At 40.8% G+C, this 23,928-nt stretch carries 24 protein-coding genes; 5 read left to right on the top strand and 19 right to left on the bottom strand.

Annotated elements, in window-relative coordinates; all coding sequences use genetic code 11:
* Window positions 1-177: 177 nt before the first annotated feature.
* The 10 genes from dapF to ACXAH9_RS12750 form a co-directional block, all read right to left on the bottom strand.
* The gene (gene dapF / locus ACXAH9_RS12705; protein WP_474895233.1) at window positions 178-948 is read right to left on the bottom strand and encodes a diaminopimelate epimerase; all 771 of its coding nucleotides are present in this window, start codon (window positions 946-948) and stop codon (window positions 178-180) included.
* Window positions 949-1,014: 66 nt separating this feature from the next.
* Window positions 1,015-1,380 (bottom strand): 50S ribosomal protein L19, encoded by a 366-nt coding sequence (gene rplS, locus ACXAH9_RS12710; protein WP_349563707.1) that lies wholly within the window; start codon window positions 1,378-1,380, stop codon window positions 1,015-1,017.
* Window positions 1,381-1,455: 75 nt separating this feature from the next.
* A complete protein-coding gene (locus ACXAH9_RS12715; RefSeq protein ID WP_474895234.1) occupies window positions 1,456-2,070 on the bottom strand; it encodes a response regulator in 615 nt (204 codons plus the stop codon).
* A complete protein-coding gene (locus ACXAH9_RS12720) occupies window positions 2,067-2,849 on the bottom strand; it encodes a sensor histidine kinase (protein WP_474895235.1) in 783 nt (260 codons plus the stop codon). The genes ACXAH9_RS12715 and ACXAH9_RS12720 overlap by 4 nt, the downstream gene beginning before the upstream one ends.
* Window positions 2,846-3,466, bottom strand: coding sequence for a hypothetical protein (locus ACXAH9_RS12725; RefSeq protein WP_474895236.1), 621 nt, complete (start codon window positions 3,464-3,466; stop codon window positions 2,846-2,848). The genes ACXAH9_RS12720 and ACXAH9_RS12725 overlap by 4 nt, the downstream gene beginning before the upstream one ends.
* Entirely contained in the window at window positions 3,459-4,019 is a 561-nt protein-coding gene (locus tag ACXAH9_RS12730; protein WP_474895237.1) for a hypothetical protein, read from the bottom strand. Before ACXAH9_RS12730 ends, ACXAH9_RS12725 begins: the two co-directional genes overlap by 8 nt.
* A 179-nt stretch (window positions 4,020-4,198) precedes the next feature.
* Entirely contained in the window at window positions 4,199-5,137 is a 939-nt protein-coding gene (locus tag ACXAH9_RS12735) for a YfaP family protein (protein ID WP_474895238.1), read from the bottom strand.
* Between the two features lie 88 nt (window positions 5,138-5,225).
* Window positions 5,226-5,900: a tRNA (guanosine(37)-N1)-methyltransferase TrmD gene (gene trmD / locus ACXAH9_RS12740; RefSeq protein ID WP_474895239.1), complete on the bottom strand. Its 675-nt coding sequence runs from the start codon at window positions 5,898-5,900 to the stop codon at window positions 5,226-5,228.
* 79 nt (window positions 5,901-5,979) lie between these two features.
* Window positions 5,980-6,525, bottom strand: a complete 546-nt coding sequence (gene rimM, locus ACXAH9_RS12745) for a ribosome maturation factor RimM (protein WP_474895240.1) — start codon at window positions 6,523-6,525, stop codon at window positions 5,980-5,982.
* Between the two features lie 6 nt (window positions 6,526-6,531).
* Window positions 6,532-7,227, bottom strand: a complete 696-nt coding sequence (locus ACXAH9_RS12750; RefSeq protein WP_474895241.1) for a 30S ribosomal protein S16 — start codon at window positions 7,225-7,227, stop codon at window positions 6,532-6,534.
* A gap of 301 nt (window positions 7,228-7,528) precedes the next feature.
* Here ACXAH9_RS12750 and ACXAH9_RS12755 point away from each other — a divergent pair, with 301 nt between their 5' ends.
* From ACXAH9_RS12755 to lpdA, 3 genes are read left to right on the top strand one after another with little or no spacing between them, the layout of a single operon-like run.
* Window positions 7,529-10,240, top strand: coding sequence for a 2-oxoglutarate dehydrogenase E1 component (locus ACXAH9_RS12755; RefSeq protein ID WP_474895242.1), 2,712 nt, complete (start codon window positions 7,529-7,531; stop codon window positions 10,238-10,240).
* A 43-nt stretch (window positions 10,241-10,283) separates the two neighbouring features.
* The gene (gene odhB / locus ACXAH9_RS12760) at window positions 10,284-11,846 is read left to right on the top strand and encodes a 2-oxoglutarate dehydrogenase complex dihydrolipoyllysine-residue succinyltransferase (protein WP_474895243.1); all 1,563 of its coding nucleotides are present in this window, start codon (window positions 10,284-10,286) and stop codon (window positions 11,844-11,846) included.
* Window positions 11,847-11,886: 40 nt separating this feature from the next.
* Window positions 11,887-13,281 (top strand): dihydrolipoyl dehydrogenase, encoded by a 1,395-nt coding sequence (gene lpdA, locus ACXAH9_RS12765; protein WP_474895244.1) that lies wholly within the window; start codon window positions 11,887-11,889, stop codon window positions 13,279-13,281.
* A gap of 6 nt (window positions 13,282-13,287) precedes the next feature.
* On the opposite strand, the gene ACXAH9_RS12770 is transcribed toward lpdA, so the two are convergent.
* From ACXAH9_RS12770 to ACXAH9_RS12805, 8 genes are all read right to left on the bottom strand, one after another.
* Window positions 13,288-15,036, bottom strand: a complete 1,749-nt coding sequence (locus tag ACXAH9_RS12770; RefSeq protein ID WP_474895245.1) for a tetratricopeptide repeat protein — start codon at window positions 15,034-15,036, stop codon at window positions 13,288-13,290.
* A 129-nt stretch (window positions 15,037-15,165) separates the two neighbouring features.
* The gene (locus tag ACXAH9_RS12775) at window positions 15,166-15,525 is read right to left on the bottom strand and encodes a DUF1801 domain-containing protein (RefSeq protein ID WP_474895246.1); all 360 of its coding nucleotides are present in this window, start codon (window positions 15,523-15,525) and stop codon (window positions 15,166-15,168) included.
* Window positions 15,522-16,154, bottom strand: coding sequence for a GyrI-like domain-containing protein (locus ACXAH9_RS12780; RefSeq protein ID WP_474895247.1), 633 nt, complete (start codon window positions 16,152-16,154; stop codon window positions 15,522-15,524). The genes ACXAH9_RS12775 and ACXAH9_RS12780 overlap by 4 nt, the downstream gene beginning before the upstream one ends.
* Window positions 16,155-16,242: 88 nt before the next feature.
* Window positions 16,243-16,731, bottom strand: coding sequence for a YybH family protein (locus ACXAH9_RS12785; protein ID WP_474895248.1), 489 nt, complete (start codon window positions 16,729-16,731; stop codon window positions 16,243-16,245).
* A 5-nt stretch (window positions 16,732-16,736) separates the two neighbouring features.
* A complete protein-coding gene (locus tag ACXAH9_RS12790) occupies window positions 16,737-17,705 on the bottom strand; it encodes a helix-turn-helix transcriptional regulator (RefSeq protein ID WP_474895249.1) in 969 nt (322 codons plus the stop codon).
* A gap of 46 nt (window positions 17,706-17,751) precedes the next feature.
* Complete coding sequence (locus ACXAH9_RS12795; protein ID WP_474895250.1) at window positions 17,752-18,636, bottom strand: hypothetical protein; 885 nt, start codon at window positions 18,634-18,636, stop codon at window positions 17,752-17,754.
* 154 nt (window positions 18,637-18,790) lie between these two features.
* Window positions 18,791-19,144 carry an arsenate reductase family protein gene (locus ACXAH9_RS12800; RefSeq protein ID WP_474895251.1) on the bottom strand — a complete coding sequence of 118 codons (354 nt, stop codon included), beginning with the start codon at window positions 19,142-19,144 and terminating at the stop codon, window positions 18,791-18,793.
* Window positions 19,145-19,147: 3 nt separating this feature from the next.
* Entirely contained in the window at window positions 19,148-19,963 is an 816-nt protein-coding gene (locus tag ACXAH9_RS12805; protein ID WP_474895252.1) for a DUF3667 domain-containing protein, read from the bottom strand.
* Window positions 19,964-20,155: 192 nt separating this feature from the next.
* On the opposite strand from ACXAH9_RS12805, the gene ACXAH9_RS12810 reads away from it, so the two are divergent.
* On the top strand, window positions 20,156-21,442 hold the full coding sequence (locus ACXAH9_RS12810) for a hypothetical protein (RefSeq protein WP_474895253.1): 1,287 nt from the start codon (window positions 20,156-20,158) through the stop codon (window positions 21,440-21,442).
* 6 nt (window positions 21,443-21,448) lie between these two features.
* Entirely contained in the window at window positions 21,449-22,573 is a 1,125-nt protein-coding gene (locus tag ACXAH9_RS12815) for a pyridoxal phosphate-dependent aminotransferase (RefSeq protein ID WP_474895254.1), read from the top strand.
* Window positions 22,574-22,594: 21 nt separating this feature from the next.
* Here ACXAH9_RS12815 and ACXAH9_RS12820 read toward each other — a convergent pair whose 3' ends face one another.
* Window positions 22,595-23,707 carry a carboxypeptidase-like regulatory domain-containing protein gene (locus ACXAH9_RS12820; protein WP_474895255.1) on the bottom strand — a complete coding sequence of 371 codons (1,113 nt, stop codon included), beginning with the start codon at window positions 23,705-23,707 and terminating at the stop codon, window positions 22,595-22,597.
* Window positions 23,708-23,928 lie beyond the last annotated feature (221 nt).

Below are 23,928 nucleotides of genomic sequence, written 5' to 3' on the forward strand. Positions count from 1 at the left end.
CCTTTACGGATCGTTTGTTTCCAAATTAGCCTTTTGTAAAAGGCCTTAAAGTTATAATGGTTTCATGTGTATTTTGCCATTTTTCAAATGCACACATGGAATTCTGTCAAAAAATCCATTTACTATTCTTAATAATCAGTTTTTGTATTTTTTGACATTCATTTAATGTAAGAGTGGTCAGATTGTCACACTTCCTTCAAACACTTTTTTAGCCGGTCCTGCCAGCCAAATGTCGGTGAATTTATCACCTTCTTGTTGGAACGAAACACTAAGCGCTCCTCCCTGTGTTTGAACCTGTACGGGACTCTCAAATCCCAGATACCCAGCCATGATGCCAACTGCAGTAGCACCTGTTCCACAGCTCAGTGTTTCATCTTCGACACCTCTTTCATATGTTCTAATGCGCACTTCATCATGCAAAAGCTGTGCGAAGTTGACATTTGTGCCATTTTGGCTGGAATAAGCTTGTTGATTACGAATGTGTCGTCCCTTGGTGACAATATCCTCATTTTCGACATTATTGCTTATGACAATGTGATGTGGAGACCCGGTATTGATATACCATTCCAGATCGTTTAATTTCTTGATCTCATCTACATCAAAAAGCTGAAAGTGGATGAGGTTATCTTGCTCTTTGATTTCATGGACACCATCGGTTGTTTCGAAAGTGGCTGATTTGTCTACCATCCCTAAACTTTGAGCAAACGCAAATCCGCAGCGGGATCCGTTTCCACAAAGGCTTTGAGATCCATCAGGGTTGAAATAAACCATTCGGTAGTTTAAGTCGGGATGGTTTTGAATGAGGATTAGTCCATCTGCACCAATGCCGAATCTTCGGCCGCAGAGTTTTTCAACAAGGCCTGAATTAACTGGAAATGTTTCCTCTCGATCATCGATGAGGATAAAGTCATTGCCTGTGCCCTGGTATTTAGAGAAGTGGAGCTTCATGAGAAGCTAATTTAACAGGATAATGAGCAAAAAAAATCCTGACATGATTGTCAGGATTGAAATTTTTTATTTAGAGGAAAGCTTCTCTTTGATTCGAGCGGCTTTTCCTTTTCTTCCTCTCAAGTAGTAAAGTTTTGCTCTTCTTACTTTTCCTTTTCTAAGCACTTCGATCTTCTCGAGGTTAGGAGTAAGGATTGGGAAGATTCTTTCTACAGCGATATCACCAGAAACTTTTCTTACGGTGAAGGTCTCACCGTTAGAATTTTGGTTTCTAACCTGCATCACAGTGCCCTGGAACTGCTGCACACGCTCCTTGTTACCCTCTTTAATTTTATAGTGAACGTTGATCGTGTCACCTGGTCCAAATGAAGGAAACTTAGATCTGATGTCTTTGTATTCTTCCTCTACTACTTTCAATAATTCTGTGCTCATTTCTGTACTCTTTGCTGAGTGTTTTGAAAAAGGAGTGCAAATATAGAAATAAGTATTGGAAAAAAAGAGATTGCACTAAATAATTCCATTGTTTAGCGCGTATTGAATGAGCTCTGAACTACTATGCAAATCTAACTTCCTTAAAATGTTTTTGCGATGCGTTTTTACTGTATGTTCTGAGATGTAAAGTTCACTAGCGATTTGTGAGCTTGTCATACCATCACCCAGCTTTCTGATAATTTCCAATTCACGATCTGTGAGCGTATAGTTTTGTTTGACCTCCTCTTTTGAAAAGTTTTGAATTTGATCGTAATAGGACTTACCATTGGTTACCCTGGCGATTGCATCTGAAAGTTCTTTGCCCGTATTGTTTTTTAACAAACATCCATCTATCCCAATTTTTACAATCTCTTCAACGAAAGATTTTTGGGCATACATGGTTAAAATGATGATTTTAATGTCGGGATATATGGATTTGATTTTTTTGGCACATTTGATTCCATCCATTTCCGGCATATTGATGTCGAGCACCACTACATCTGCTTTTTTTTGGGATAGAAATTCTAAGACCTCAAGACCGTTTGACGCCTGACCAATGACATTAAAATCTTCCCTGGAACTAAGCACAAGTTTAAGACCATCGATGACGATTTGATGATCGTCGGCTATCAATATATCTGTGGTTTTCATAAATCCTGAATTTCAATGATAAATGTGCTGCCTTTCCCTTTTGAAGAATCGATGGTGAGTTCACCGTCTAACTTTTGCACACGATTTTCTATGTTTTTTAGTCCCATGCCAGATTTAATTTCAGATCGATTGAAACCCACACCATTGTCTTCATAGATCAAGGATAAAGCTTTGCCTACTTGTGTTAATTCCAAATTGACTCTATTACAATGCGCATGTTTGAGTGTATTGTTAACCAGTTCCTGAATAATACGATATATCTCTAAAGCTGCATCAGATGATATTCTGTCTGTCTGGAGTGAAAGATTGAATGTTATATCCCTTGCAGATGCGACTGCTTCTGTCAGTTGGTTGATTGCTGCCTCTAATCCAAAATGCTTAAGCATTCCTGAATCGAGGCTGTGAGAAATTTTCCTTGATTCTTCATTAGCTAATTGGGCAACCTCTGCTATTTTATTTGCTATTTCGGGCATTTCTTTGGGCTGTTTTGTTTGGAGCGCATCTGCATACATATTGAGGGTTACCAGAATGCTACCAAGGTTGTCATGCAGTTCTGCCGCAATACGTTTCCTTTCTTTGTCCTGACCTTCGAGTAGCGCATTCGTAGCTTTCATTTCTTGGTCAGCAAGGAGGTTATGAATTTGCTGGTTTTCCAGATTTTTCTTTATCAGCTTTCTTTGGTAGAGATAGATAAACAGAACGATGGCAAAAGCCAGCAAAAGCATACCCGAGGTTCCAACAATCAAAATCAACTCATTATTGTCTTTGATCTCATTCATCGTTTAATGCAGATAACAAATCCAATAAACAGGAAAATATTTTTAATGGTATTTGCCATGTTATGTAACATCCAGGTTTTAAAGGTTTCATAGCTTAAAAAGGTAAAGAAGGAACCTGAGTAATAAATCAAAAATCCTGTCACAATCCAGAAATGCTCATTCCTTTCAATGAAGAGGCTTTCTTCATCGGAGTATATTTTATAGTAAAAGAATAAACAAAGGGCAATGAAAAATACAGCCGAAACGGAAGTTCCTCTGGTATTAAACTCAAAGAATGATCCCAAAAAGAGTGAGTTAATAAGCAAAAAAGTGAAGAAAAGAAGGCTGGTCACAACCCACATTATTTTTCTCTCAAAGAGATTAGTGAAATAAAAGGCTAATAAACCTCCTTCCAAAATTTGATACCCATGAAACCATGGCATGTTGTTGCCAAAGGTTTTTGCGAGAAAAATTGATATAACATCCGAAATAAAACTCAGAATAGTTAAAATAAATACTGAAATTGTATTTTGAGAAAGGCTCCCTTTCCCTATAGCGTAAGCGCCGGCAAGAAAAGGGAGCCAAACGGAGTAGTTGGATGATACCCTTAGAATATTATCAATGTGATCGCTATTCATTGTTTTTACCCGGATCATCACAATATTCAGGACAAGGATTTGATTGATTTAGGATTAAGCCTCCATCAACAATCCCTGGCCGGAATTTTTCCTCTATATAGACATAGTTTCTTCCACTTTGCTGCACAGGAGCCAGGAACACATCAGTGTATTTAATCCTTTTCCCTTCTGCATTTACCGTATCAATTAGAGCCAGATGAACTCTAATACCAGATATAGAATCTCCCGGTTGGTGGCGGTCGTCTATATTTAATTGATCAATCTTGTTTATCAGCTCTTTGAGAGGATCCAACCCAAATGAATATCCGGAAGAAATAAAAACATTCTTTCTATTCCATAGCTTTTCCTTCCATTCCTTTACTCTTGTCAATCTTTTATTTGCTTCTGAGGCAGATATTGGAGCTCCACGATTTGCGCCAACCTGAGGCCCACTTATAAATGATGCAAAATCATTACGTTCATCTTGGCCTATCTGGCTACTGCTATTGAAATAGAAATAGGCCATTATAAACCCAATAATGATTCCCAGTACAATGAATATTAAGTTTTTCATTTTTCTAAAAGTTTAGGTTAGTTAATTGGTTTACTTAAAAATATTGAATCCAGTTGATGATTCACCTCAGCTTAGATAAAGATCTGACAGAATAAGGCCATTTGAAATACCCATGCAGGGGTATTTAGAAAATAAAAAAGCCCTCCGAAGAGGGCTTTTTATGTGATCTTGAAGGTATCTTATCTGCTATACGTATAAGTACTAGATTGTCCGTTGGATAATGTGCCACTTTGGCTGGCTACTACCCTTCCACCGTCAAATACACGCACCGTCCATGATGCTGTTGTTCCATCATCGTCAAAGTGATCCACATAATATTGATAAGTGCCAGAAGGTCCTCCATTCGGCCAGGTGATATTTTCATCTGTACAGCTGGATGTGCAATCTACATCTAATTCGCCTCCAGACGAACTGGTGGTATTGGTGTAAGATATTGTTTCGCCAGAAGGATCAGTGACATAAAGATCTAAATCAACCCCCACTGGGCTCCAAGTTAGATTGAATCTCGGGTTTCCGTCTCCTCCTGCTGCGCCACAGTCTGGGCCTAAAAGTGCCACGCATTGTGGCTCATCACAACCACCGCAAGCCGAAGCGAGCTGATTAATATTGGCCCTGGACACTTGAAATTGACCTCCACTGCCATCTGAGGTAACAGCAAATTCGTAACACCGAATATCATGACAGATGTCGTTAAGGTTTTCGCAGATATCGGCAGGAATTCCGAAACTAAAATCAAGTGTTCCACTGCTGTTACCATTTGCAGCGGGAATCGGGATCATAATGATGTCCCCACTGTCTCCAAACCGCATGCCAGCATGAGTTACATTACTATTTTGTGCGGTAAATGGAATACTGACATTGACAGTTTGTCCACCAACGACTTGCATTGTACCAGATCCACTGCTTTGGACAGTAACATCATTTGTTTCAGTTACTTGATCTTCAGAAACAGTAAAACTCCCTGGAGGCAAGGTGATGTTTTCGTTGAGATATGCATTTGCATCATCTGGAGCGGCATCACCATCATCATCTCCACCACCGCAACTGGTGATGAAAAGTAAAGTTGAAAATCCAAGCAGTAGGCTCAAGATTTTGAGTGAATTGTAAAGTGTCTTCATGGCTTTAGTGATTTTTCCATAAAAAGATACAAAAAGACGCACCAATAAAATACCTCTTTAGGGGTATTTTTAAATCCCAATAAACGGCTTAATGAAGTAAGTCTGGCCTTCTTTCTTCTGTTCTTTTTAACGCCTGCTCATTCCTCCAGGCTTCTATTTTAGCTTCATGGCCGGATTTCAATACTTCCGGGACTTTCCACCCTTTATACTCAGCAGGTCTTGTATAAACAGGAGGAGCTAATAAGTTATCCTGAAATGAATCAGACAAAGCAGAGGTTTCGTCATTCAATACTCCGGGTACCAATCTAATAAGGGAGTCTGCTAAAACCATAGCGGCAAGCTCCCCACCTGAAAGTACGTAATCACCAATACTAATTTCTTTTGTTACCAGATAATCTCTAACTCTTTGATCTACTCCTTTATAATGTCCACACAGAAAAATAAAATTTTCCTTTAGCGAAAGCTGGTTGGCGATTGATTGGTTGTAGGTTTCACCATCCGGGGTGAGATAGATCACCTCATCGTAATTTCTTTTTTCCTTGAGTTGAGAAATGCACTTGTCGATGGGCTCAATCATAAGCACCATTCCTGCACCCCCTCCAAACGCATAGTCATCCACATGCTGATGCTTATCGGTGGCGTAATCCCTGAGATTATGAATCTCCAGCTCAACTAATCCTTTGTCCATAGATCGCTTCACGATGCTTTGGGTAAGTGGGCCTTCGAAAAGAGTTGGTAAACAAGTGATGATGTCTATTCGCATACTATTAACCACAAAGGGCGCTAAGTTTAACTATAATGAACACAAAGTTAATCACAGAGAGCGCTGAGCTTTAAGTGTTTTAATTTTCAGGAGCGTTAGAATCTCCCTCCAGGTACATGTCCAATAAACCATCAGGAAGCTTTACCGTAAGCCTCTGCTTTTTGATATCAGCAGAAAGTAGAATTTCATCTTTTAGTGGGATCAGAATTTCTTTTCCGTTTGCGTCTACGGAAAGTAGTTGGTTCCCATTTAGGTCAATCACATTTATAGCTGTACCAATTAGCTTGTCATCTTCAAATACTTCACAACCCACCAACTCATGAAAGTAGTATTGGCCCTCATCTAATTTTGGCAGGGATGAGAGAGGGAGAAAAAGTTTTGATTTGACCAGTTCTTTTGCATCGTCCAAAGATTGAATGTCTTCAAACTGCACGAGCGCTTTCTTTCCGTTGATCTGGATGGTATTAATAAAAAAAGGAACCAGTTTTCCGGATTGTTCCAGAAATACTGATTCCAAATTTTGATATTCATTTGGGAAGTCTACATCTAGAAGAATAGAGACTTCACCGATAAGACCGTGGGTCTTGATTACTTCCCCAAGTTGGTAGCAATCATCCTGCCGCATAGCAGATTAACCCTCTTTTTTGTCGTCTTCTTTTTTCTCCTCTTCAGGAGCTTCTTCCTTAGCTTCAGCTTTTGGCTCTTCCTTCTTCGCCTCAGCAGGAGCTTCTTCTTTGGCTTCTGCCTTTGCTTCTTCTTTTGGAGCTTCAGCGGCTTGTGCTTCTTCTACTTCTGCAGCATCTTCAGCTACATCTTCATCACCTTCGGCTCCACCTTCCTTGATCTCTTCAACCAATGCAGCTTCTGCTTCGTGTGCTCGCTTCTTCAGCTCTTCAGCTCTTGCATCACTTACTTTCTTCTCAGCTTCAAGTGCAGCCTTCTTCTTATCTGCCTTAGCCTTAGCAAGCTTTTCTACTTTGCCTTGGATTTTAGATTCTTTGTCTTTCATCCAGGCCTCCAGCTTTTTATCAGCTTCTTCCTGAGTAATAGCTCCCTTGTTCACACCCACTTGTAGGTGTTTTTTCATCATGATACCTCGGTATGAAAGCATTGCTCTAACAGTATCTGTAGGCTGTGCTCCTTTCATTACCCAATCAAACGCCTTATCATTATCCAACTTAATGGATGCAGGGTCAGTGTTTGGATTGTAGGTACCAATCTTTTCAATAAAGCGACCATCTCGTGGTGCTCTACTGTCCGCCACTACTACATCGTACATGGCTTGCTTCTTGCGTCCTCGACGCGCTAGTCTAATTTTTACTGGCATAATTCTTTTTGTTTATGGAACTCGTCCATCAAAAGTTTTAAAAATGGAGCGCAAATGTAGTCTATTTTTCTCGCACTGAGAAAGTTAGAAGTAAAAGAAAACAAATACTGAAGCCATTGTGTTTTTGGTGGTGATTTATCAGTAAAATTTAAATGTACACCCTGCCCCTCTGAATGCTATTTTTTGAAAAATTCAACTAGCTGGTTATCAGTGATTTTTTCTATGTGTATTTGAAAAACCGATTTTGCGGTTTTCAAAGAAACTTTATTGAATATACCTTTGTTTCACAACAAAATTGAATATGGATAAATATTCTTACATCGCCAACGCCCACGGCAATTATCTTGACGGTCTTTATAAATCTTACAAAAAAGATCCTGATAGCATTGATGAATCCTGGAAGAAGTTTTTTGAAGGATTTGAATTTGGGCAGGAACAATATGGTAAAGGAGAAGACCAGCAGCTTGCTACTCCTAAAGAGACCGCAGTTAGAAACCTTATTTACAATCACAGGTCTTATGCTCACCTCGAAGCAGACACCAATCCGGTTCGTGCCCGTCGCAAACATTCTACTCGGTTAGAGCTGGAAGATTTTGGGCTTTCAAAAGAAGACCTTGATACAGAGTTTGAAGTAGGAAGTGAGATCGGTTTAGGAAAAGCTCCACTAAAAAAGATTGTTGAGCGCCTTAAGAAGGTTTATTCCGGTCATATCGGATTCGAGTATAACCATGTTCGTGATTCTGATATTCATGAATGGTTTAGAAACAAAGTGGAGACAGAGGGTGCGAATATCAATCCTTCAAGGGAAGAAAAGCATCGTATTCTTTCCAAGCTGAACGAGGCAGTTGTTTTTGAGAATTTCCTTCACACAAAGTTTTTAGGGCAGAAACGTTTCTCCCTTGAAGGAGGAGAAAATATGATCCCTGCTTTGGATAAAGTGATAAATAAAGCTGCAGAGCTCGATGCTGAAGAGGTGATGATCGGTATGGCTCATCGCGGAAGACTCAATGTACTTGCGAATATCATGGGCAAAACCTATGAGGAGATATTTTCTGAATTCGAAGGGAATCAGGAAGTGGATCTGACCATGGGAGATGGAGATGTGAAGTATCACCTGGGTTACGCTTCCCATATGGAAACCTCAGCCGGTAAAAAGATGTACGTCAAGCTGGCACCAAACCCATCACACCTGGAAGCAGTCGATCCGGTGGTTCTGGGATATTCAAGAGCTCAGATTGACGATGAGTATAAAGGGGATATGGGCAAAGCAATCCCGGTTCTAATTCATGGAGATGCAGCAGTAGCTGGGCAAGGTATTGTCTACGAATGTGTTCAGATGTCTTTACTGGAAGGGTATAAGACTGGAGGAACAATCCATTTTGTTATCAATAACCAGGTTGGATTTACTACTGATTTTGCAGATGCTCGTTCCAGTATCTATTGTACGGATTTAGCAAAAATCGTTGATGCACCGATTCTTCATGTAAATGGTGATGACGCTGAAGCAGTAAACTTCGCAGCGAATCTGGCGGTTGAATATAGACAGAAATTCAAGAAAGACATTTTCATTGATATGCTGTGCTATAGAAGGCATGGCCATAATGAGAGTGATGAGCCAAAATTCACCCAACCGAAACTCTATAATGCAATTGGCAAGCATCCCAACCCACGGGAAGTGTATGTCAAATACTTAACAGAACGAGGTGACCTGGATGACAATGAGGTCAAGAAACTTGATAAAGATTTTAAGCAGCGGTTGCAAAACCGCCTAAACGAAATAAAGGAAAGACCACTTCCATATAAGCCTCAGAAAATTGAAGAGGAATGGGATCATCTGAGACGTTCGGATCCTAAAGATTTTGAAAAGTCACCGGACACTTCCATTTCAGAGGACCTTATTCAGAAGGTAGCCAAAGCAATCACAGAAGTTCCAAAAGGATTTAAACCTCTGCGTCAGATTGAAAAACTCCTGAAGGATCGCAAAGCAAACTTTTTCGAAAAGAATGAGCTGGGCTGGGCGGACGCAGAATTGCTGGCGTATGGTTCGTTGCTGGCAGAAGGCACAATCGTTCGTATGTCCGGACAGGATGTAAAACGTGGCACCTTCTCACATCGGCATGCGTATTTCTTTGATTCCAATACCAATGAGCCGTATTGTGGATTAAATCACATTCAAGACGAACAGCAGCCACTAAGAATTTATAATTCACTGCTGTCAGAGTATGGGGTGTTAGGGTTCGAATATGGGTATGCGATGGCTACCCCAAATGCGTTGGTGATTTGGGAAGCACAGTTTGGTGATTTTGCCAACGGGGCTCAGATCATGATTGATCAGTTCATAACCAGTGCGGAGAGCAAATGGCAAAGAATGAATGGTCTGGTGATGCTACTCCCACATGGGTATGAGGGGCAGGGTCCGGAGCATTCCAGTGCACGAATGGAACGGTTCCTTCAGATGTGTGCCAATGAAAATATCATTATAGCGAATCTTACCACCTCGGCAAACATCTTCCATTTGATGAGGAGACAGGTAGCTTGGGAGTTCAGAAAACCCGCAGTTGTCTTTTCTCCAAAATCACTATTAAGGCACCAGGGAGTTGTTTCGCCAATGAAAGAATTCACTTCCGGCAGATTCCAGGAGGTGATTGGTGATGACTATGTTACCAACAAGAATGTGAAGAAAGTGCTTTTCTGTTCCGGAAAGGTTTATTTCGATCTTCTTGAGGAGCAGAAGAAAAAGAAAGCAAAAGATATCGCGATTGTTCGGATAGAGCAGCTATACCCCTGGCCGCAAAAGCAAATTGATGCTATCCTTAAGAAATACAATAAACCAAAGCTTGTGTGGGTTCAGGAAGAGCCAAAGAACATGGGAGCCTGGAGCTATATCAATATGCGCATCAATATGGATTTTGATGTGATATCAAGACGAATAAGCGCCTCACCTGCTACTGGATTTTCTAAAGTTCATAAAGAAGAGCAGGAGACCCTTGTAAAGCAAGCGTTTGAAATTTGATAAATATCTGGAAAGAATATAAAAACATTAAAACAAGAAGAAAATGAGTCTTGAAATGAAAGTTCCTTCGGTTGGCGAGTCTATCACGGAAGTGACCGTAGCATCCTGGACAAAAAGCGATGGTGATTATGTGGAGATGGATGAGGTGATCTGTGAATTAGAGTCAGACAAAGCCACATTTGAGGTGACCGCAGAAGCTGCTGGTACATTGAAAATAAAGGCAGAAGAAGGAGATACACTTGAAATAGGTGCAGTTCTTTGCGAAATTGATGAAAGTGGTGAAGGAGGCGGATCCACTGATTCCGGCGATGATTCTTCTGATGAAAAGAAAGAAAGTTCGGGAGACACATCATCTGAAGCGAAAGCGACAGGAGAAATACTGGAAATGAAGGTTCCTGCAGTTGGTGAGTCAATTACTGAAGTAACTATTTCCAACTGGGCCAAGGGTGACGGAGATTTTGTGGAACTGGATGAAGTCATTGCTGAGATCGAGTCGGACAAAGCCACTTTTGATCTAACTGCAGAGGCTCAGGGAAACCTACAAATCGTTGCTCAGGAAGGCGATACATTAGAAATAGGTGAGTTGATATGTAAGATTGAAGTAATGGAAGGGGGAGCGCCATCATCGGATTCCTCTTCAGGTGATTCATCGTCAGCAGAATCTTCCAGTGGTTCGGGTGCTGATAAAGAAACCTATGCAACGGGTCATGCGTCACCAGCAGCAGCAAAAATCTTAAGCGAGAAGGGGATTTCTCCTGATGATGTGAAAGGAACAGGTAAGGATGGGCGCATCACCAAAGAGGATGCGATGAAAGCGGAGAAGCCCAAGCAAGAGTCTAAAGCTTCTTCGGAAGACAAACCGTCAAAACCACAGTTTGAAGCTCCGAATTTTGGCGGAGGTGTAAGTCGAGAGCAGCGAAGAGAGAAGATGTCTTCACTAAGAAAGACGGTTTCCCGACGGTTGGTCTCTGTGAAGAATGAAACGGCTATGCTTACTACCTTCAACGAGGTGAACATGAAGCCGATCATGGATCTGAGGAAGAAATACAAAGAGCAGTTCAAAGAAAAGCATGAAGTAGGATTAGGTTTCATGTCATTCTTCACTAAGGCAGTATGTGTGGCATTGCAGGAATGGCCGGCTGTGAATGCTCAGATTGATGGGAATGAAATGGTCTTTAATGATTATTGCGACATCTCCATCGCAGTATCAGCTCCAAAAGGGCTGGTAGTGCCAGTAATCAGAAACGCAGAAGCGCTTAGCTTCGATCAAATAGAGAAAGAAGTGGTAAGACTGGCTACTAAGGCCAGAGACAATAAACTCAGTATCGAGGAAATGGAAGGCGGAACTTTCACCATCACCAATGGAGGAGTTTTTGGTTCTATGATGTCAACACCAATCATCAACGCTCCACAATCGGCGATTCTTGGAATGCATAATATCGTAGAGCGTGCAGTGGTTGAGAACGGTGAAGTGGTAGTGCGACCAATGATGTATGTAGCGCTTTCGTACGATCACCGAATCATAGATGGACGAGAGTCTGTGAGCTTCCTTGTGAGAGTGAAGCAACTGCTCGAAGACCCTACCAGATTGTTGTTAGGTGTTTAATTCTTAAATCAAAAAATCTCCCAATCATAAATCTGTAAATATGGATTATCAAGTAGTAGTAATTGGTTCAGGTCCCGGTGGATACGTTGCGGCCATTCGTTGTGCACAGCTGGGAATGAAAACAGCCATCATAGAAAAATATGATACCCTTGGTGGTACATGTTTGAATGTGGGTTGTATTCCATCAAAGGCATTGCTGGATTCCTCCGAGCATTTTCATGCTGCAGAACACACATTTAAAGAGCATGGAATAGACATCAACAAGCCGAAGGTGAATCTGAAACAAATGATCGGTCGTAAGGCGGATGTGGTGAAGCAAAACGTGGAAGGAATCGACTACCTTATGAAGAAAAACAAAATCGATGTTTTTCATGGGATGGGCAGCTTTGTTGATAAAAACACGATACAAGTTGATGGGAAAGACAAGAAAAAGATCACAGCTGAAAAAGTGATCATTGCAACCGGATCAAAACCGGCAAATCTTCCTTTCATCAAGCTAGACAAGGAGCGTGTGATCACCAGTACTGAAGCTTTGGAACTGAAGGAGGTGCCGAAGCACATGATCGTGATTGGAGGAGGAGTAATAGGTGTTGAGCTTGGCTCTGTTTATGCCAGATTGGGAGCCAAAGTTTCTGTTGTAGAGTATCTAGATAGCCTGATCCCAACGATGGATTCTACTATGGGTAAGGAGCTGCAAAAGTCGCTTAAAGGTCTGGGTTTTGATTTTTACCTGGGTCATAAGGTAACTGCAGTTGAGAAGAAAGGTAAGAACGTAACCGTAAAAGCTGAGACCAAGAAAGGAGAGCAAGTAGAGGTTAAAGGAGATTATTGCCTGGTATCAATCGGTCGAAGACCGTATACGGATAAGCTTGGCCTAGATAAAGCCGGTGTAAAGATGGATGACAGTGGCAGGGTAGAAGTTGATGATCATCTCCGCACAAATGTTGACAATATATACGCGATTGGTGATGTGGTAAGGGGTGCGATGCTTGCACACAAAGCGGAAGAGGAAGGAGTATTCGTAGCAGAAGCAATTGCCGGACAAAAACCACATATCAATTATAACCTAATTCCAGGTGTTGTTTACACATGGCCGGAAGTAGCATCCGTTGGATATACCGAAGAGCAACTGAAAGAGCAGGGCAAGAATTACAAAACAGGTAAGTTTCCTTACAAAGCACTGGGTAGAGCCCGGGCAAGTATGGATACGGAAGGACTGGTGAAAATTCTGGCTGATAAAGAAACAGATGAGATATTGGGTGTCCACATCATTGGCGCAAGAGCAGCTGACATGATCGCTGCTGGAGTAACTGCCATGGAATATCGTGCCTCTGCAGAGGATGTGGCCAGGATGTCACATGCGCATCCTACATATATGGAGGCATTCAAAGAAGCAGCACTTGCTGCAACTGAAAACAGACCGATACATATGTAATGGAAATTATTTGGGAAGGGTGATTTTGAAAGTAGTTCCCTTCCCAAGTTCACTCTCTACATCCACTTCACCATTAAGCCGTTCAATGGCTCTTTTCAAGATGTGAAGGCCTAAACCGGTTCCTTCAATTGTGCGATTAACCCGGAAAAACATGGTGAAGATTTTGTCCACGGTTTCCTTATCCATTCCTATCCCATTATCAGTTGTGGTAATAGTGATATTGGAGCCTTGGTCTTTTATTGTAATTGCGATGTAAGGTTTATTATCCTCAATTCGGGCATACTTAATTCCATTCTCAATCAGGTTTTGCATCACCGTATTGATCAAGGCCCATTCCGCTTCAAATTTGATATTTGGATCAACATCGATTTTAAACTCCACCTTTTCATAGTTTGCCAGAAACTTATATGAAGAGATGCAATCGTAAATGATCTTTTCAAAATCGATCTCTTGTTTACTGTCTTCATTGAATGACATTTTGGTCAGGTTGAGCAGGCCATCCAAAATGTTGTTCAGCCTGTTCGCTTGTTTTTCATAGTCATCAATAAATCTGAGCGCAGTTTCGTCTTTAACTTCCAGTTTCGCCACATAGTTAAGGCTCATGAGTGAAGTGATGGGGCCTTTTAGATCGTGTGAGATGCGATAGAAAAATGAGTCCAGCTCAATTTTTTTCTTTTCAATGAGGTCGGCCTTTTCTTTCTGAGCTTTTGCATCTTGTTCTAGCCTCTGCATCTCATTGATTACATCATAGCTTTCGATTACCTTGGCTGTGCGATCATTAATTACACTTTCTTTCTCATCAATATATTGTTGAAGATACTTTAGCGCCAGTTCATGGTCACCTCTTTTCTTGGCTATTTCATGAAGGAGAAGGTTGGCCTTAAACTTGATAAGGATGATCCGGTTTTTATTGCTGTACTGGAGTGCGTTTACCAATGTTTCTTCCGCCTTATCAAGCTCCCCCATTTCGAGATAAAGCGCCCCTCGCTTGTGCCAACACATGGCGAGCCCCAGCTTTTCACCCATTTCTTCATGAATTCTTTCTGCCTCTAGAAAATCAGTCTCAGCCTTTTCAAAATCTTTGGTGATGGTGTGGATTTTCCCTCTTCCATAGAGTGCAAAAGCTAGCCCCCTGGTATCACCCGTTTCGTTTTTGAAGGCGATTGATTTTTCGATAAGCTCTATTGCCTGACGTAATTTACCCTGGTTCAGATAGATGCCAGATAGGGGATTGAATGCATTGGACTGAAGGTTCTTATCGTCAGCTTTTTTTGCAGATGCTATTGCAGCTTCATAAGCTTTAATCGCACTTTCTACGTCACCAAAGTATTCATATATGGTGCCCATGGATTTCTCAACGCGTGCCTGATTGTGATAGTCCTCCTGCTTCTTGTAAGTTTTCAGGCAGTCAACCAGGTAGGTGAGACCCAGGTTGTAATCGTCAGTTTTGTAAAGAGCCCCTGCTATGGTATACTTTGCATCAGCAATACCCTTTTCGTCACCCACTTCCTCAAAAACTTCGATAGCTTCATTGGCCATATTTTTTGAAAGATCAAAATCACCAATGATCATGTGGAAAAGAGAAAGCTGAGTAAGTGATTGACCAATACATGATTTGTCATCTAACTCCTTGCTAATCTGGAGTGCTTCCTCTGCAAGTTTAATGCTTGTATTTAAATCATTAACTCGCTTTTCATATGCTTCTCTGAGCAGGATATGAACTTTTGTATCAGTGAGAGTTGGTGAGGTTTCCAAAAGTTTTTGTGGCTATGTAATCTTGAAAGATAATTTAGAATGAAGTTTTTTCTTCTGATTTTTTCCACTGATAATGCGCCAGTTATAATATTTAGGTGAATACACCTATGAAATCCATAGTTAATTTGACTATCGCTTGGGTTTTGCGAGTTCATCTAGAATAAGTGCCTCCTGCACAATTTCATCAATGGATTTTTCTGGTATGTTACTGACATTAAACAGATCTATTCCACAGACCATCTTTCGTCCTTTGCAGTTGAGTAACCCTTGTTCATTCGAAAGGCTTTTGCCACTTAAAAATGCTAGTTCAATTCCATTATTTTTGATTGGATTGAGGTAGCACACCCAACTCTTCCGATAATACATGGGTATTTTGAATCTGATTTTTGGGATCAGGTCATGTTGGTTTGTGAGCCGCTGATGTAAAAAAGAAACGATGGCCTTTTGCTGACCATCGAGTCCTAATATGAAATCTTCAACGGTCTTCATCCTTTTTTTACAGCGTATCTCAAAATGGTCTTCAGTTTCTCCTTTGGTGTTTTCCTGGGATCACTAAGATAGATTTCATGATGATAACCAGCTACTTGTAATCCATTGTACTGGATGAACTCCATGATTTTGGCAATGGTTGGTTCCTCTTCATAGTAACTCCCAATGTGCAAACCTTGTACAGATAGTCCTTCATTTATGAGTTCAAAATTCACTTCATCGTCAGACAATAGTTCAGGATTTTTAGCCTTCACCTTTTGAATGGCCCGGTAATAGTGATCACCCTCTACAAAATCCGGCATTCTGATAACGATCTTCCAATTCCATTCATCGGGAGGTGTTTGAGCAAATTTATGTTGTGCTTCTAATCCTCCGTCTACCCACCAGAAACCTTCCATTTTGGGCATTATGAAATCCATATCCTCTGCCTGGCAGATGAACTTGACGGAATATGCAACCGAATAGAGCTTATCAATAGCTTCCATAAATTGATTGGCTTGAGGGTCACATCTTCCAGAAATGGACAGATAATAATAACTATCCAGGTCTCTGATTTCAGGATTTTTCTTTGCTGAGTAATAGACTGGGTCATCTTTTTTTAGATCGATTTTGTCAACTGTTGCTTCCATAATTTGTGAGTGTTTAATATTTATGAAAACAAAGAAAAAAGGCAGAGTGACAGCCCTGTGTCACTGGATTCTGATGGGTAGAAAAATATTATTGAAAATGGATAAAATCCCTCTTTTCAAGGCTTTCGGGAGTGATTTTTTCTCCGTTTATTTCATCAGTATCCCAATCCTGAGCAATTCTCCATACTCCATCGATCTTTTTTATCGCGACATGAAACCTGCCAACGAAATATCTTGGCTGATCCTCAGATCTGTCTGTAATACGGTAATAGCCGACTTCATAGGCATTGTCTCCGTTGGCCGTTCGTGTCTCGAAAGTAAATTCAATGATTCGATCCCTTTTTTGTCCGGTCATCCGTTCAGTATTCCTCTTTTTATATAGGTCACCAACGAGTAATCTGCCGGGGTTGATACGCCAAACATTATCCGTATGTACCGCATTGTATGCCTCACCATCATTAGCTTCCCAGGCACGGGTGAATGGAACCCAAACCTGTTGCTCGATTTCCTCATGAGCGCTTTGACCAAAAACAGAAAGCGAAACAGAAAGAAGTAAAGTAAAAATTGAAGCTTTCATACCTTTTAAGTTTTAACTAAAAATGGAGCGCTGTGATGTTCCAGAAGTTCTTTAGCAAATGTGGCTGCCGTGCCTAAAAGTTCTGATGGAGAAATGATCTCTACCTGGTTTCCATACATCATGAGCCAATGAGCAAAATAGTCGTAGCGAGGAGTTACGAACTTCATCTCATAACGTCCATCTTCCAATTTCTTTTCTTCAGCAAAGCCCATGTAATATTTCTGCTCACCCATAAAACGAGCAACCATGGCAGAAGTACGAATGACAGCTTCTTTAGCGTCTGTGCCTAGCAATGCCTCACTTAGAAACTCCAGATAGTTGGGATGGCGACCTGGATCGAACTCCTCCGGAAGCACATTGACTTTTTGAATTCGGTCTGTTCGGAAATCTCTGAGGTCATCTCTGAGACGACAATGGGCAACCAAATGCCATCTGCTGGAATAGAAAACCATCCCCAAAGGCTCCACCTTTCGCTCGGTGGTAGAATCGTTGTAATGAGAATAATAAGTCATGGAGATGACCCGATTCGTTGCAATCGCTAGTTGGATTTCTGCCAAATGAGAATCAGGTTTCTTCATCGGTACCGGTGTAGGACGTATCGCAATGCGATCTTCCAGGTTATCCAAAAATTCCTTATCTGAATATTTAAGAACCGCCTTGATTTTGTACATCGCCCTATTAAACGTATCGATGGTCTGAGTGTCTGCACTTCTCTCAATGAATTTGGCCCCCATTAAAATAGCGCTAGCTTCCTCTTTGTTAAAGACAACAGGAGGGAGATGATAACCATCAACAATAAAATATCCTTCACCCGCATCCCCGCCAATGGGAACCCCAGCATCCATAAGAGATCGGATGTCACGAAAAATGGTTCTCCGACCTACCTCGAATCGGTCTTCCAATTCTCCAATGGGAACTCTGGGTTTTCCTTGTAAGTGAATGAGGAGTGCGTTGAGTCGGTCGATGCGGTTCATAAGAGAAAATTATCAAATTTTCTCACGTGAAAGCATCAGTCAAGGTTTAATGATTTTCGGCAATCAGATAAACTGTGTCAAGAGGGATGTTGTTTTTAAGAAATTCAAAACCTTCCCAAAAAGAATCAGTACTTATTTCAGTGGCTTTAGCGAAAAGCGGAACATTGTCGTCTATGAAAACCATATGCTGGGGGATTTTACTTAATGTTTCAAGCTGATCCATGGCAAGCATAGCCTCATAATGAAAGTCGTCTTCGGAGCTTTGCCCTTTAAATGTGACATTTACAAGCTCATAAGCACCATTTCTAAATTCAAAATTTTCTGTCCAGGATACCTCATTCCAGACCTTTGAAGAAGCGGTGAGCGGTGTGTATTCTATCCTTACTATCCCATAATACAGTGGATCAATGTAGATTCTACCTTTCACATTTCCATGAGTGCCCTCTGCTGGACTAAACTCCACGATTAATACCGCATAGGAATTTAGTTTTGTTGATCCTGAGTAAGTAAAAACGTAATCATCCCGATTTTTTTCATGTAAAAATGAGTTTGGTCTCCAGATGGATGAACGAGCCATATCGCTGGCGTTTCCAAAGAGGAGCTTATCCTCTTCGATCTCCTTAAATGCCTTTTTTCGAGTTTTGATAGGGTATATCGCGGCATTTTCTGAATGATTCAGGTTGCTTGGTATGTAGATATCTACAATTCCTTCGGCCAGATAATAAATGGAGTTGGAATCTGAGACAGATTCTTTGTAATAGCCCATTTTATGAAGTCGGCTCATCTCATAGTTTGTATGAAAGCGCACAAACACTTTCTCCATGATGGAATTGCCTAATACTATTTCTTCCTTAGCTGTATCAGTCTGCATGGTTGCCGATTCTCCCTTTAGAAAAATCAGCATCAGTGTAATTAGTACAATAAGTCGCATACCGAAACAATTTGGTACGATACAAACTTAGATGGGAAATTGCCACAGTTAACCCCATAATTACGCTCATTTATTCATAAGCATTACTACTAATGGCATCTAGATACTTTTACTTAAAGTGATACTTTAATTAATAAGGCGAATAATCGGTGATTTAACTCAAATGATTCCTTAATGAATCGATCACTTTCTTGCTATTACCTACAAACACCATATCATCAACGATAAAGACCGGACGCTTTAGAAAGGTGTATTCTTCCTGAATCAACTTCCTGTAGTCCGCTTCTGAAAGATTTTTATCTCCAAGGCCCATAGAACGATATTTCATTGCTTTCCGTGAAAATAGAGACTCGTAGGATCCACCTCTTGCTTTCATTTCATCGATTTGATCAAAAGTCATTTGCTCATTTTTGATGTCTTGTTTTTCGAAATCAGCAATTAGATCTCCAAGCTCATCCATGATGCGTTTGCAAGTAGTACATGTGGATAAATAGTAAACTTTCTTCATGCCTCAAATAGACCAAAATGTGATGAAAAACAGAAGCGCTCTATAAGCTATTAAGCAAACTAATATTGCTCCCACACAAAGGATCACGTTAATCAAAGCCCTCCACGGTTTGAATTCATAGAAGTTGCGTTCCATGAAATAGAAAAAGTAGGCTAGCGCCAGGCAGGCAAAGCTTGTAGAATAAAAATTTGTTCCGAGATTTATTGAGCCCAGTTGATTTACAATAATTGCTACAAGACCAAATAATTGAATAATGACAAGAAGTATGAAGGTCATTACTTCAAGACTTACCGTTAGATGGTCTGCAAAATATTTGCGCTTGCTTCCGATGTGAATTGGAACGAAAAGCATTGCCAGCATATATGCAAATACCACTAAAAGTAGCTTAGATAACTCTGTAGTTTTAGCGTTATATACATTACGATATTCTTCATAAGAAACCTTTCGTTCAGATACAATTTCATCCACCCACTCAACGACAATCGGACTGTAGTAAAATGAATTTCTTTGGATGTTCAATGGGGTGGTAAAGGTGTTTATCAGTGGAAATAAGAAATAAATAAGGTTTGCAAGAAAAAAAATGGAAACCGGCTTCATGTATGGTTTTCGCCTCCCCTCAACAAATTCATTTGAGAGTAATCCGGGTTTGCTGAAAATGATCTTTATTGTTCGCCAAAGTTTATTGTCTGCAAATGTTATCACATTTATTAACTCTCCAAAGAAGTGCTTGAGTGTCCGGTCTCTTTGATCTATCACTTTCTCCCCGCATTGATTACAGTACTTGCCTGAGAATTCATTGCCACACGATTTACACGTCATTATAGATCCAGCTGGGGACATTTAGTAAATATCTCTCCCTTTGGTCGAGATGACCAAACAGATGAATATCTTTTTTGAGATATCATTTCCAGTGAAGCAAGAATCCTCAGGTATTCAGTTGACTAAGAGCATTTGTGAAAGACTTAATTCTCTAATTCAGTAAATTACGTGACAACCTAAAATGATAAACACATGAAAAAAACCAGCCTTTGGACTTTACTACTATTGACTTTTATTGCATGCACACCTACTGACCAAACTTCAGATCAACCTACTGCAATGGGTGATATTGCGGAGCGTTACGTCAAGCTCATGCTGGAAATCGGGCAGTATGATAGAGATTTTGTTGATGCCTATTACGGTCCGGAAGAATGGAAACCTGCAGCAAAGAAAGATACGTTTCCTTCTGGTGATTTTATTGAACGAGCCAATAGCCTCATTAGCCAGATTCAGTCGGTAGAAGGTGATAAAGACCGGAAATTCATGCTAGTGAAACAGCTCATTGCCGCACGAACTAAAGTGGAGATCATCAATGGGAAAATTTATTCATTTGATGAGGAGGCTAAACTTTTGTATGATGCGGAACCACCATCATATGAAGAATCATATTTTGATAGCTTATTGATGGATTTAGAGAGTGCTTTGCCAGGAGAAGGAAATTTAGCTGACCGGTATAATGAATTTGTGAATCAATTCATCATTCCAAAAGAGAAAATAGACACTGTATTTCAAACAGCTATTGCAGAGGCGCGAAAACGGACAATGGCAAGGTACGACCTACCTGAAAATGAAAATTTTGTACTGGAATATGTGACTGATAAAAGCTGGTCAGGCTACAATTACTATCAGGGTAATAGCCAAAGTCTGATCCAGATTAATACCGATTTGCCGATTAAGATCAGCCGGGCGATTGATCTGGCATGTCATGAGGGTTATCCCGGGCATCATGTGTTTAATGCTCTTCTAGAGCAGAACCTTGTAAACAATAAAGGATGGGTCGAGTATTCTGTGTATCCACTGTTTTCACCACAATCATTGATCGCAGAGGGGAGTGCCAACTATGGGATTGATGTGGCTTTTCCTGGCGATGAAAGAATACGTTATGAAAAGGAGGTCCTCTTTCCTCTTGCAGGATTAGATGCCAGCCAGGCGGATAAATATTATGAAGTTCAGGCTCTTATTGGTAAGCTGAGTTATGCCGGAAATGAGGCGGCCAGGATGTATTTGAATGAAGAAATAAGCATGGAGGAAGCAGCAGAGTGGATGGTAAAGTATCAGCTAAATGAATACGAAAGAGCATTGCAACGAACCCGATTTTTTGATCAGTACCGAAGCTATGTAATCAATTATAACCTAGGCAAGGATTTAGTTGCAGATTATGTGGAATCCCAGGGAGGTACGACGGATCAGCCGGAAAAAAGATGGGAGGTTTTTAAGGAGCTACTAAGCAATCCAAATACAGCCAGTACCATTCAATAATACCAAATGAGCATCACCCGAAGAGACTGGATCAGGCAAAGCTTATTAGCATCAGCCACCATGCTGGTGGCTGGTCCTCATGTGGCACAAGGGTGCGCAAGTGAGCGACCAGGTGAAATTTTAAGGAAAGATGATTTCATTCTGCTGAATTGGAATGAGAATCCGTATGGTCCTTCAGAAGTAGCGAAACAGGCTGTCGGTGATGCAATGAAGTATGCTAACCGATACCCGGACGAAAAAATCAATGAGCTGAAAGAAAAGCTGGCTAAAAAGAATGGATTAAAGCCTGCAAATTTTTTACTGACTGCCGGCTCAACTGAAGTTTTGAGCTTGCTGGGCCAGCATGTTGGCTTGCAAAAAGGTGAAATTGTCACCCCTTTTCCAACATTTCCAACTGCGCTCCGGTTTGGTGAGCGAGCAGGAGCCACTATCAAAAAAGTGAAGCTGGATGCCAAGGACCGCATTGATTTGGACCAAACGCTTGAGGCCATTACCGATAAAACCACTCTGGTTTTCATTTGTAATCCTAATAATCCAACAGGAACTGAATTAGCGACAGAAGATCTAAGAGCTTTCTGTCGAGAGGTGCATGAAAACGTTCTGATCTGTATTGATGAGGCATATGTGGAGTATTCCAATGCAGGGATGAGTGGTAGTATGGTTGGTTTGATTAAAGAGTTGCCGAATCTGATTATTTGTAGAACTTTTTCTAAAGCATACGGTTTGGCAGGCTTGCGAATGGGATATGCCATATCAAATATGCGCAATATTCAGGCATTAAGGGACCGACACCTTGGTGCTGAGATTTCAACCGGCTGGCCACCATTGGTTGCGGCGAGTGCCTCGCTGGACGATCCGGAGTTCATCAATACATGTGTGGTGAAGAATGAAGAGGGAAAGCAGATTGTATATGAGGCATATGATAAATGGGGAGTGAAATACAATTCCTCGTCTACCAATTTTATCTATGCCAGAGATGAACGTTTCGAGAAAGATCTGGTAGCCAAAATGAGAAATAAGGGCATACTAATAACCAAGTGGCCAACAATGAAAGATCATTTTCGGGTTAGTATTGGTAAACCAGAGCATATGCGAATGTACGTGAAGACCGTGGAGGAGTTTTTGGTATAAAAACTACCTGATCAAAATGTATTAAAACTTGCTGGATGGCCGCACCAGCTGGGCAGATTCAACATCCAGCTTCATGAAATTAAATCCGTTCCAAAAGGAGTCAGAAAAATCATCTGATGCTTCTTCAAAAAATGAATATTGTGAATTAAGCAACCGGTATTCATTCGGAATCTCATCAATTAAAAAACATTCGTTTACTACTAAAAGTGCATGGTAGCTGTACTCATTGTGGGTACTGACGCCATCAAACGAGACACTCAGAAGTTCATATATGCCATCGCGTTTTTCATACTCTTCCGTCCAGGAAACGGATTCCCAAAAAACATAATCCTTTAGTATCGGAAAGTATTCGATTTTCAAAATGGCATGAGTCTCATCATCTACATATATTTTGCCACGAGTATTTCCCTTTTTGTTGATGGGTTCAAAATCCACGATATATACTTCAACGTCACCAATGTTGGTATAGCCCCAATATTGATAGTCGTAATTATATCTATTCTTCGGGTGCAGAAACGAACCCTTTCTCCAAATGGAGGACTGTGCCATATCACTTGCATTGCCACCCAACACTTCACTAATAATATCCACCTCCCTAAGTACTTTTTTGCGGGTACGAATGGGGCGCACCAATGCTTCATTTAGCTTGTCCACGTTGCTGGGCACATAAATATCCATGATACCCTCCGCCAGGTAGTATGTCGAATTATAGTCAGACATGGACTCCTTGTAATATCCTATCATGTGCTGACGGCCCATTTGGTAATTCAGATGAAATCGATCAAAAACCGTTTCCATCAAAGACTTTCCGGTCATAACAACCACCTCATCTAGCTGGATCGTGGAAGGTTCAAGGTAGATGGTGTAGTATTCTTTAATTTCGGTAAGCTCCTCCTGATAGGCATTGTATCCCATGTATGAAATTTTTAGCTCATCTGCATCGGATATTTCTTTCGTTGAGATGACAAACTCACCGTCTATGTTAGTGATATTGATCACATCCCCGACAACCACGTGCGCAAACGGGATCGGTTCATTGGTTTCTTTGTCTTTTATGATGCCTTTGATAGAGGCGGGCTCATGATTGAATAAGCATATGGCAAGCCATAAAAGCTGTGATGAGAAAAACAACATGACGAATTAAGGTGGTTTATCCTATAAAATTAAAGGATAATGGGCTAAATATTATCAATTGATAATAAAAATGAGGAGATGGTTCGTGGAGGTACGAATCAGGGCGAGACCACCGATTTGAATCCAGCACTATATACCTAAATGTTATTTCTCACTAAATTCTATGGTGTCAGGGTGACTTTCTAGTGATATTTAGCTGTTCATTTTATCTGCGTCATCCC

Source organism: Ekhidna sp. ABH4_415 (genome assembly GCF_056161305.1).

Coding starts and splice junctions, on each gene's coding strand:
- ACXAH9_RS12795 (WP_474895250.1), bottom strand. CDS start 18,636: ATGCGACTTATTGTACTAATTACACTGATGCTGATTTTTCTAAAGGGA.
- ACXAH9_RS12805 (WP_474895252.1), bottom strand. CDS start 19,963: ATGACGTGTAAATCGTGTGGCAATGAATTCTCAGGCAAGTACTGTAAT.
- odhB (WP_474895243.1), top strand. CDS start 10,284: ATGAGTCTTGAAATGAAAGTTCCTTCGGTTGGCGAGTCTATCACGGAA.
- ACXAH9_RS12810 (WP_474895253.1), top strand. CDS start 20,156: ATGAAAAAAACCAGCCTTTGGACTTTACTACTATTGACTTTTATTGCA.
- ACXAH9_RS12750 (WP_474895241.1), bottom strand. CDS start 7,227: ATGCCAGTAAAAATTAGACTAGCGCGTCGAGGACGCAAGAAGCAAGCC.
- ACXAH9_RS12730 (WP_474895237.1), bottom strand. CDS start 4,019: ATGAAAAACTTAATATTCATTGTACTGGGAATCATTATTGGGTTTATA.
- ACXAH9_RS12775 (WP_474895246.1), bottom strand. CDS start 15,525: ATGAAGACCGTTGAAGATTTCATATTAGGACTCGATGGTCAGCAAAAG.
- ACXAH9_RS12785 (WP_474895248.1), bottom strand. CDS start 16,731: ATGAAAGCTTCAATTTTTACTTTACTTCTTTCTGTTTCGCTTTCTGTT.
- ACXAH9_RS12725 (WP_474895236.1), bottom strand. CDS start 3,466: ATGAATAGCGATCACATTGATAATATTCTAAGGGTATCATCCAACTAC.
- rimM (WP_474895240.1), bottom strand. CDS start 6,525: ATGCGGCAGGATGATTGCTACCAACTTGGGGAAGTAATCAAGACCCAC.
- lpdA (WP_474895244.1), top strand. CDS start 11,887: ATGGATTATCAAGTAGTAGTAATTGGTTCAGGTCCCGGTGGATACGTT.
- ACXAH9_RS12800 (WP_474895251.1), bottom strand. CDS start 19,144: ATGAAGAAAGTTTACTATTTATCCACATGTACTACTTGCAAACGCATC.
- ACXAH9_RS12735 (WP_474895238.1), bottom strand. CDS start 5,137: ATGAAGACACTTTACAATTCACTCAAAATCTTGAGCCTACTGCTTGGA.
- ACXAH9_RS12715 (WP_474895234.1), bottom strand. CDS start 2,070: ATGAAAACCACAGATATATTGATAGCCGACGATCATCAAATCGTCATC.
- dapF (WP_474895233.1), bottom strand. CDS start 948: ATGAAGCTCCACTTCTCTAAATACCAGGGCACAGGCAATGACTTTATC.
- ACXAH9_RS12815 (WP_474895254.1), top strand. CDS start 21,449: ATGAGCATCACCCGAAGAGACTGGATCAGGCAAAGCTTATTAGCATCA.
- ACXAH9_RS12780 (WP_474895247.1), bottom strand. CDS start 16,154: ATGGAAGCAACAGTTGACAAAATCGATCTAAAAAAAGATGACCCAGTC.
- ACXAH9_RS12820 (WP_474895255.1), bottom strand. CDS start 23,707: ATGTTGTTTTTCTCATCACAGCTTTTATGGCTTGCCATATGCTTATTC.
- ACXAH9_RS12790 (WP_474895249.1), bottom strand. CDS start 17,705: ATGAACCGCATCGACCGACTCAACGCACTCCTCATTCACTTACAAGGA.
- trmD (WP_474895239.1), bottom strand. CDS start 5,900: ATGCGAATAGACATCATCACTTGTTTACCAACTCTTTTCGAAGGCCCA.
- ACXAH9_RS12755 (WP_474895242.1), top strand. CDS start 7,529: ATGGATAAATATTCTTACATCGCCAACGCCCACGGCAATTATCTTGAC.
- ACXAH9_RS12720 (WP_474895235.1), bottom strand. CDS start 2,849: ATGAATGAGATCAAAGACAATAATGAGTTGATTTTGATTGTTGGAACC.
- rplS (WP_349563707.1), bottom strand. CDS start 1,380: ATGAGCACAGAATTATTGAAAGTAGTAGAGGAAGAATACAAAGACATC.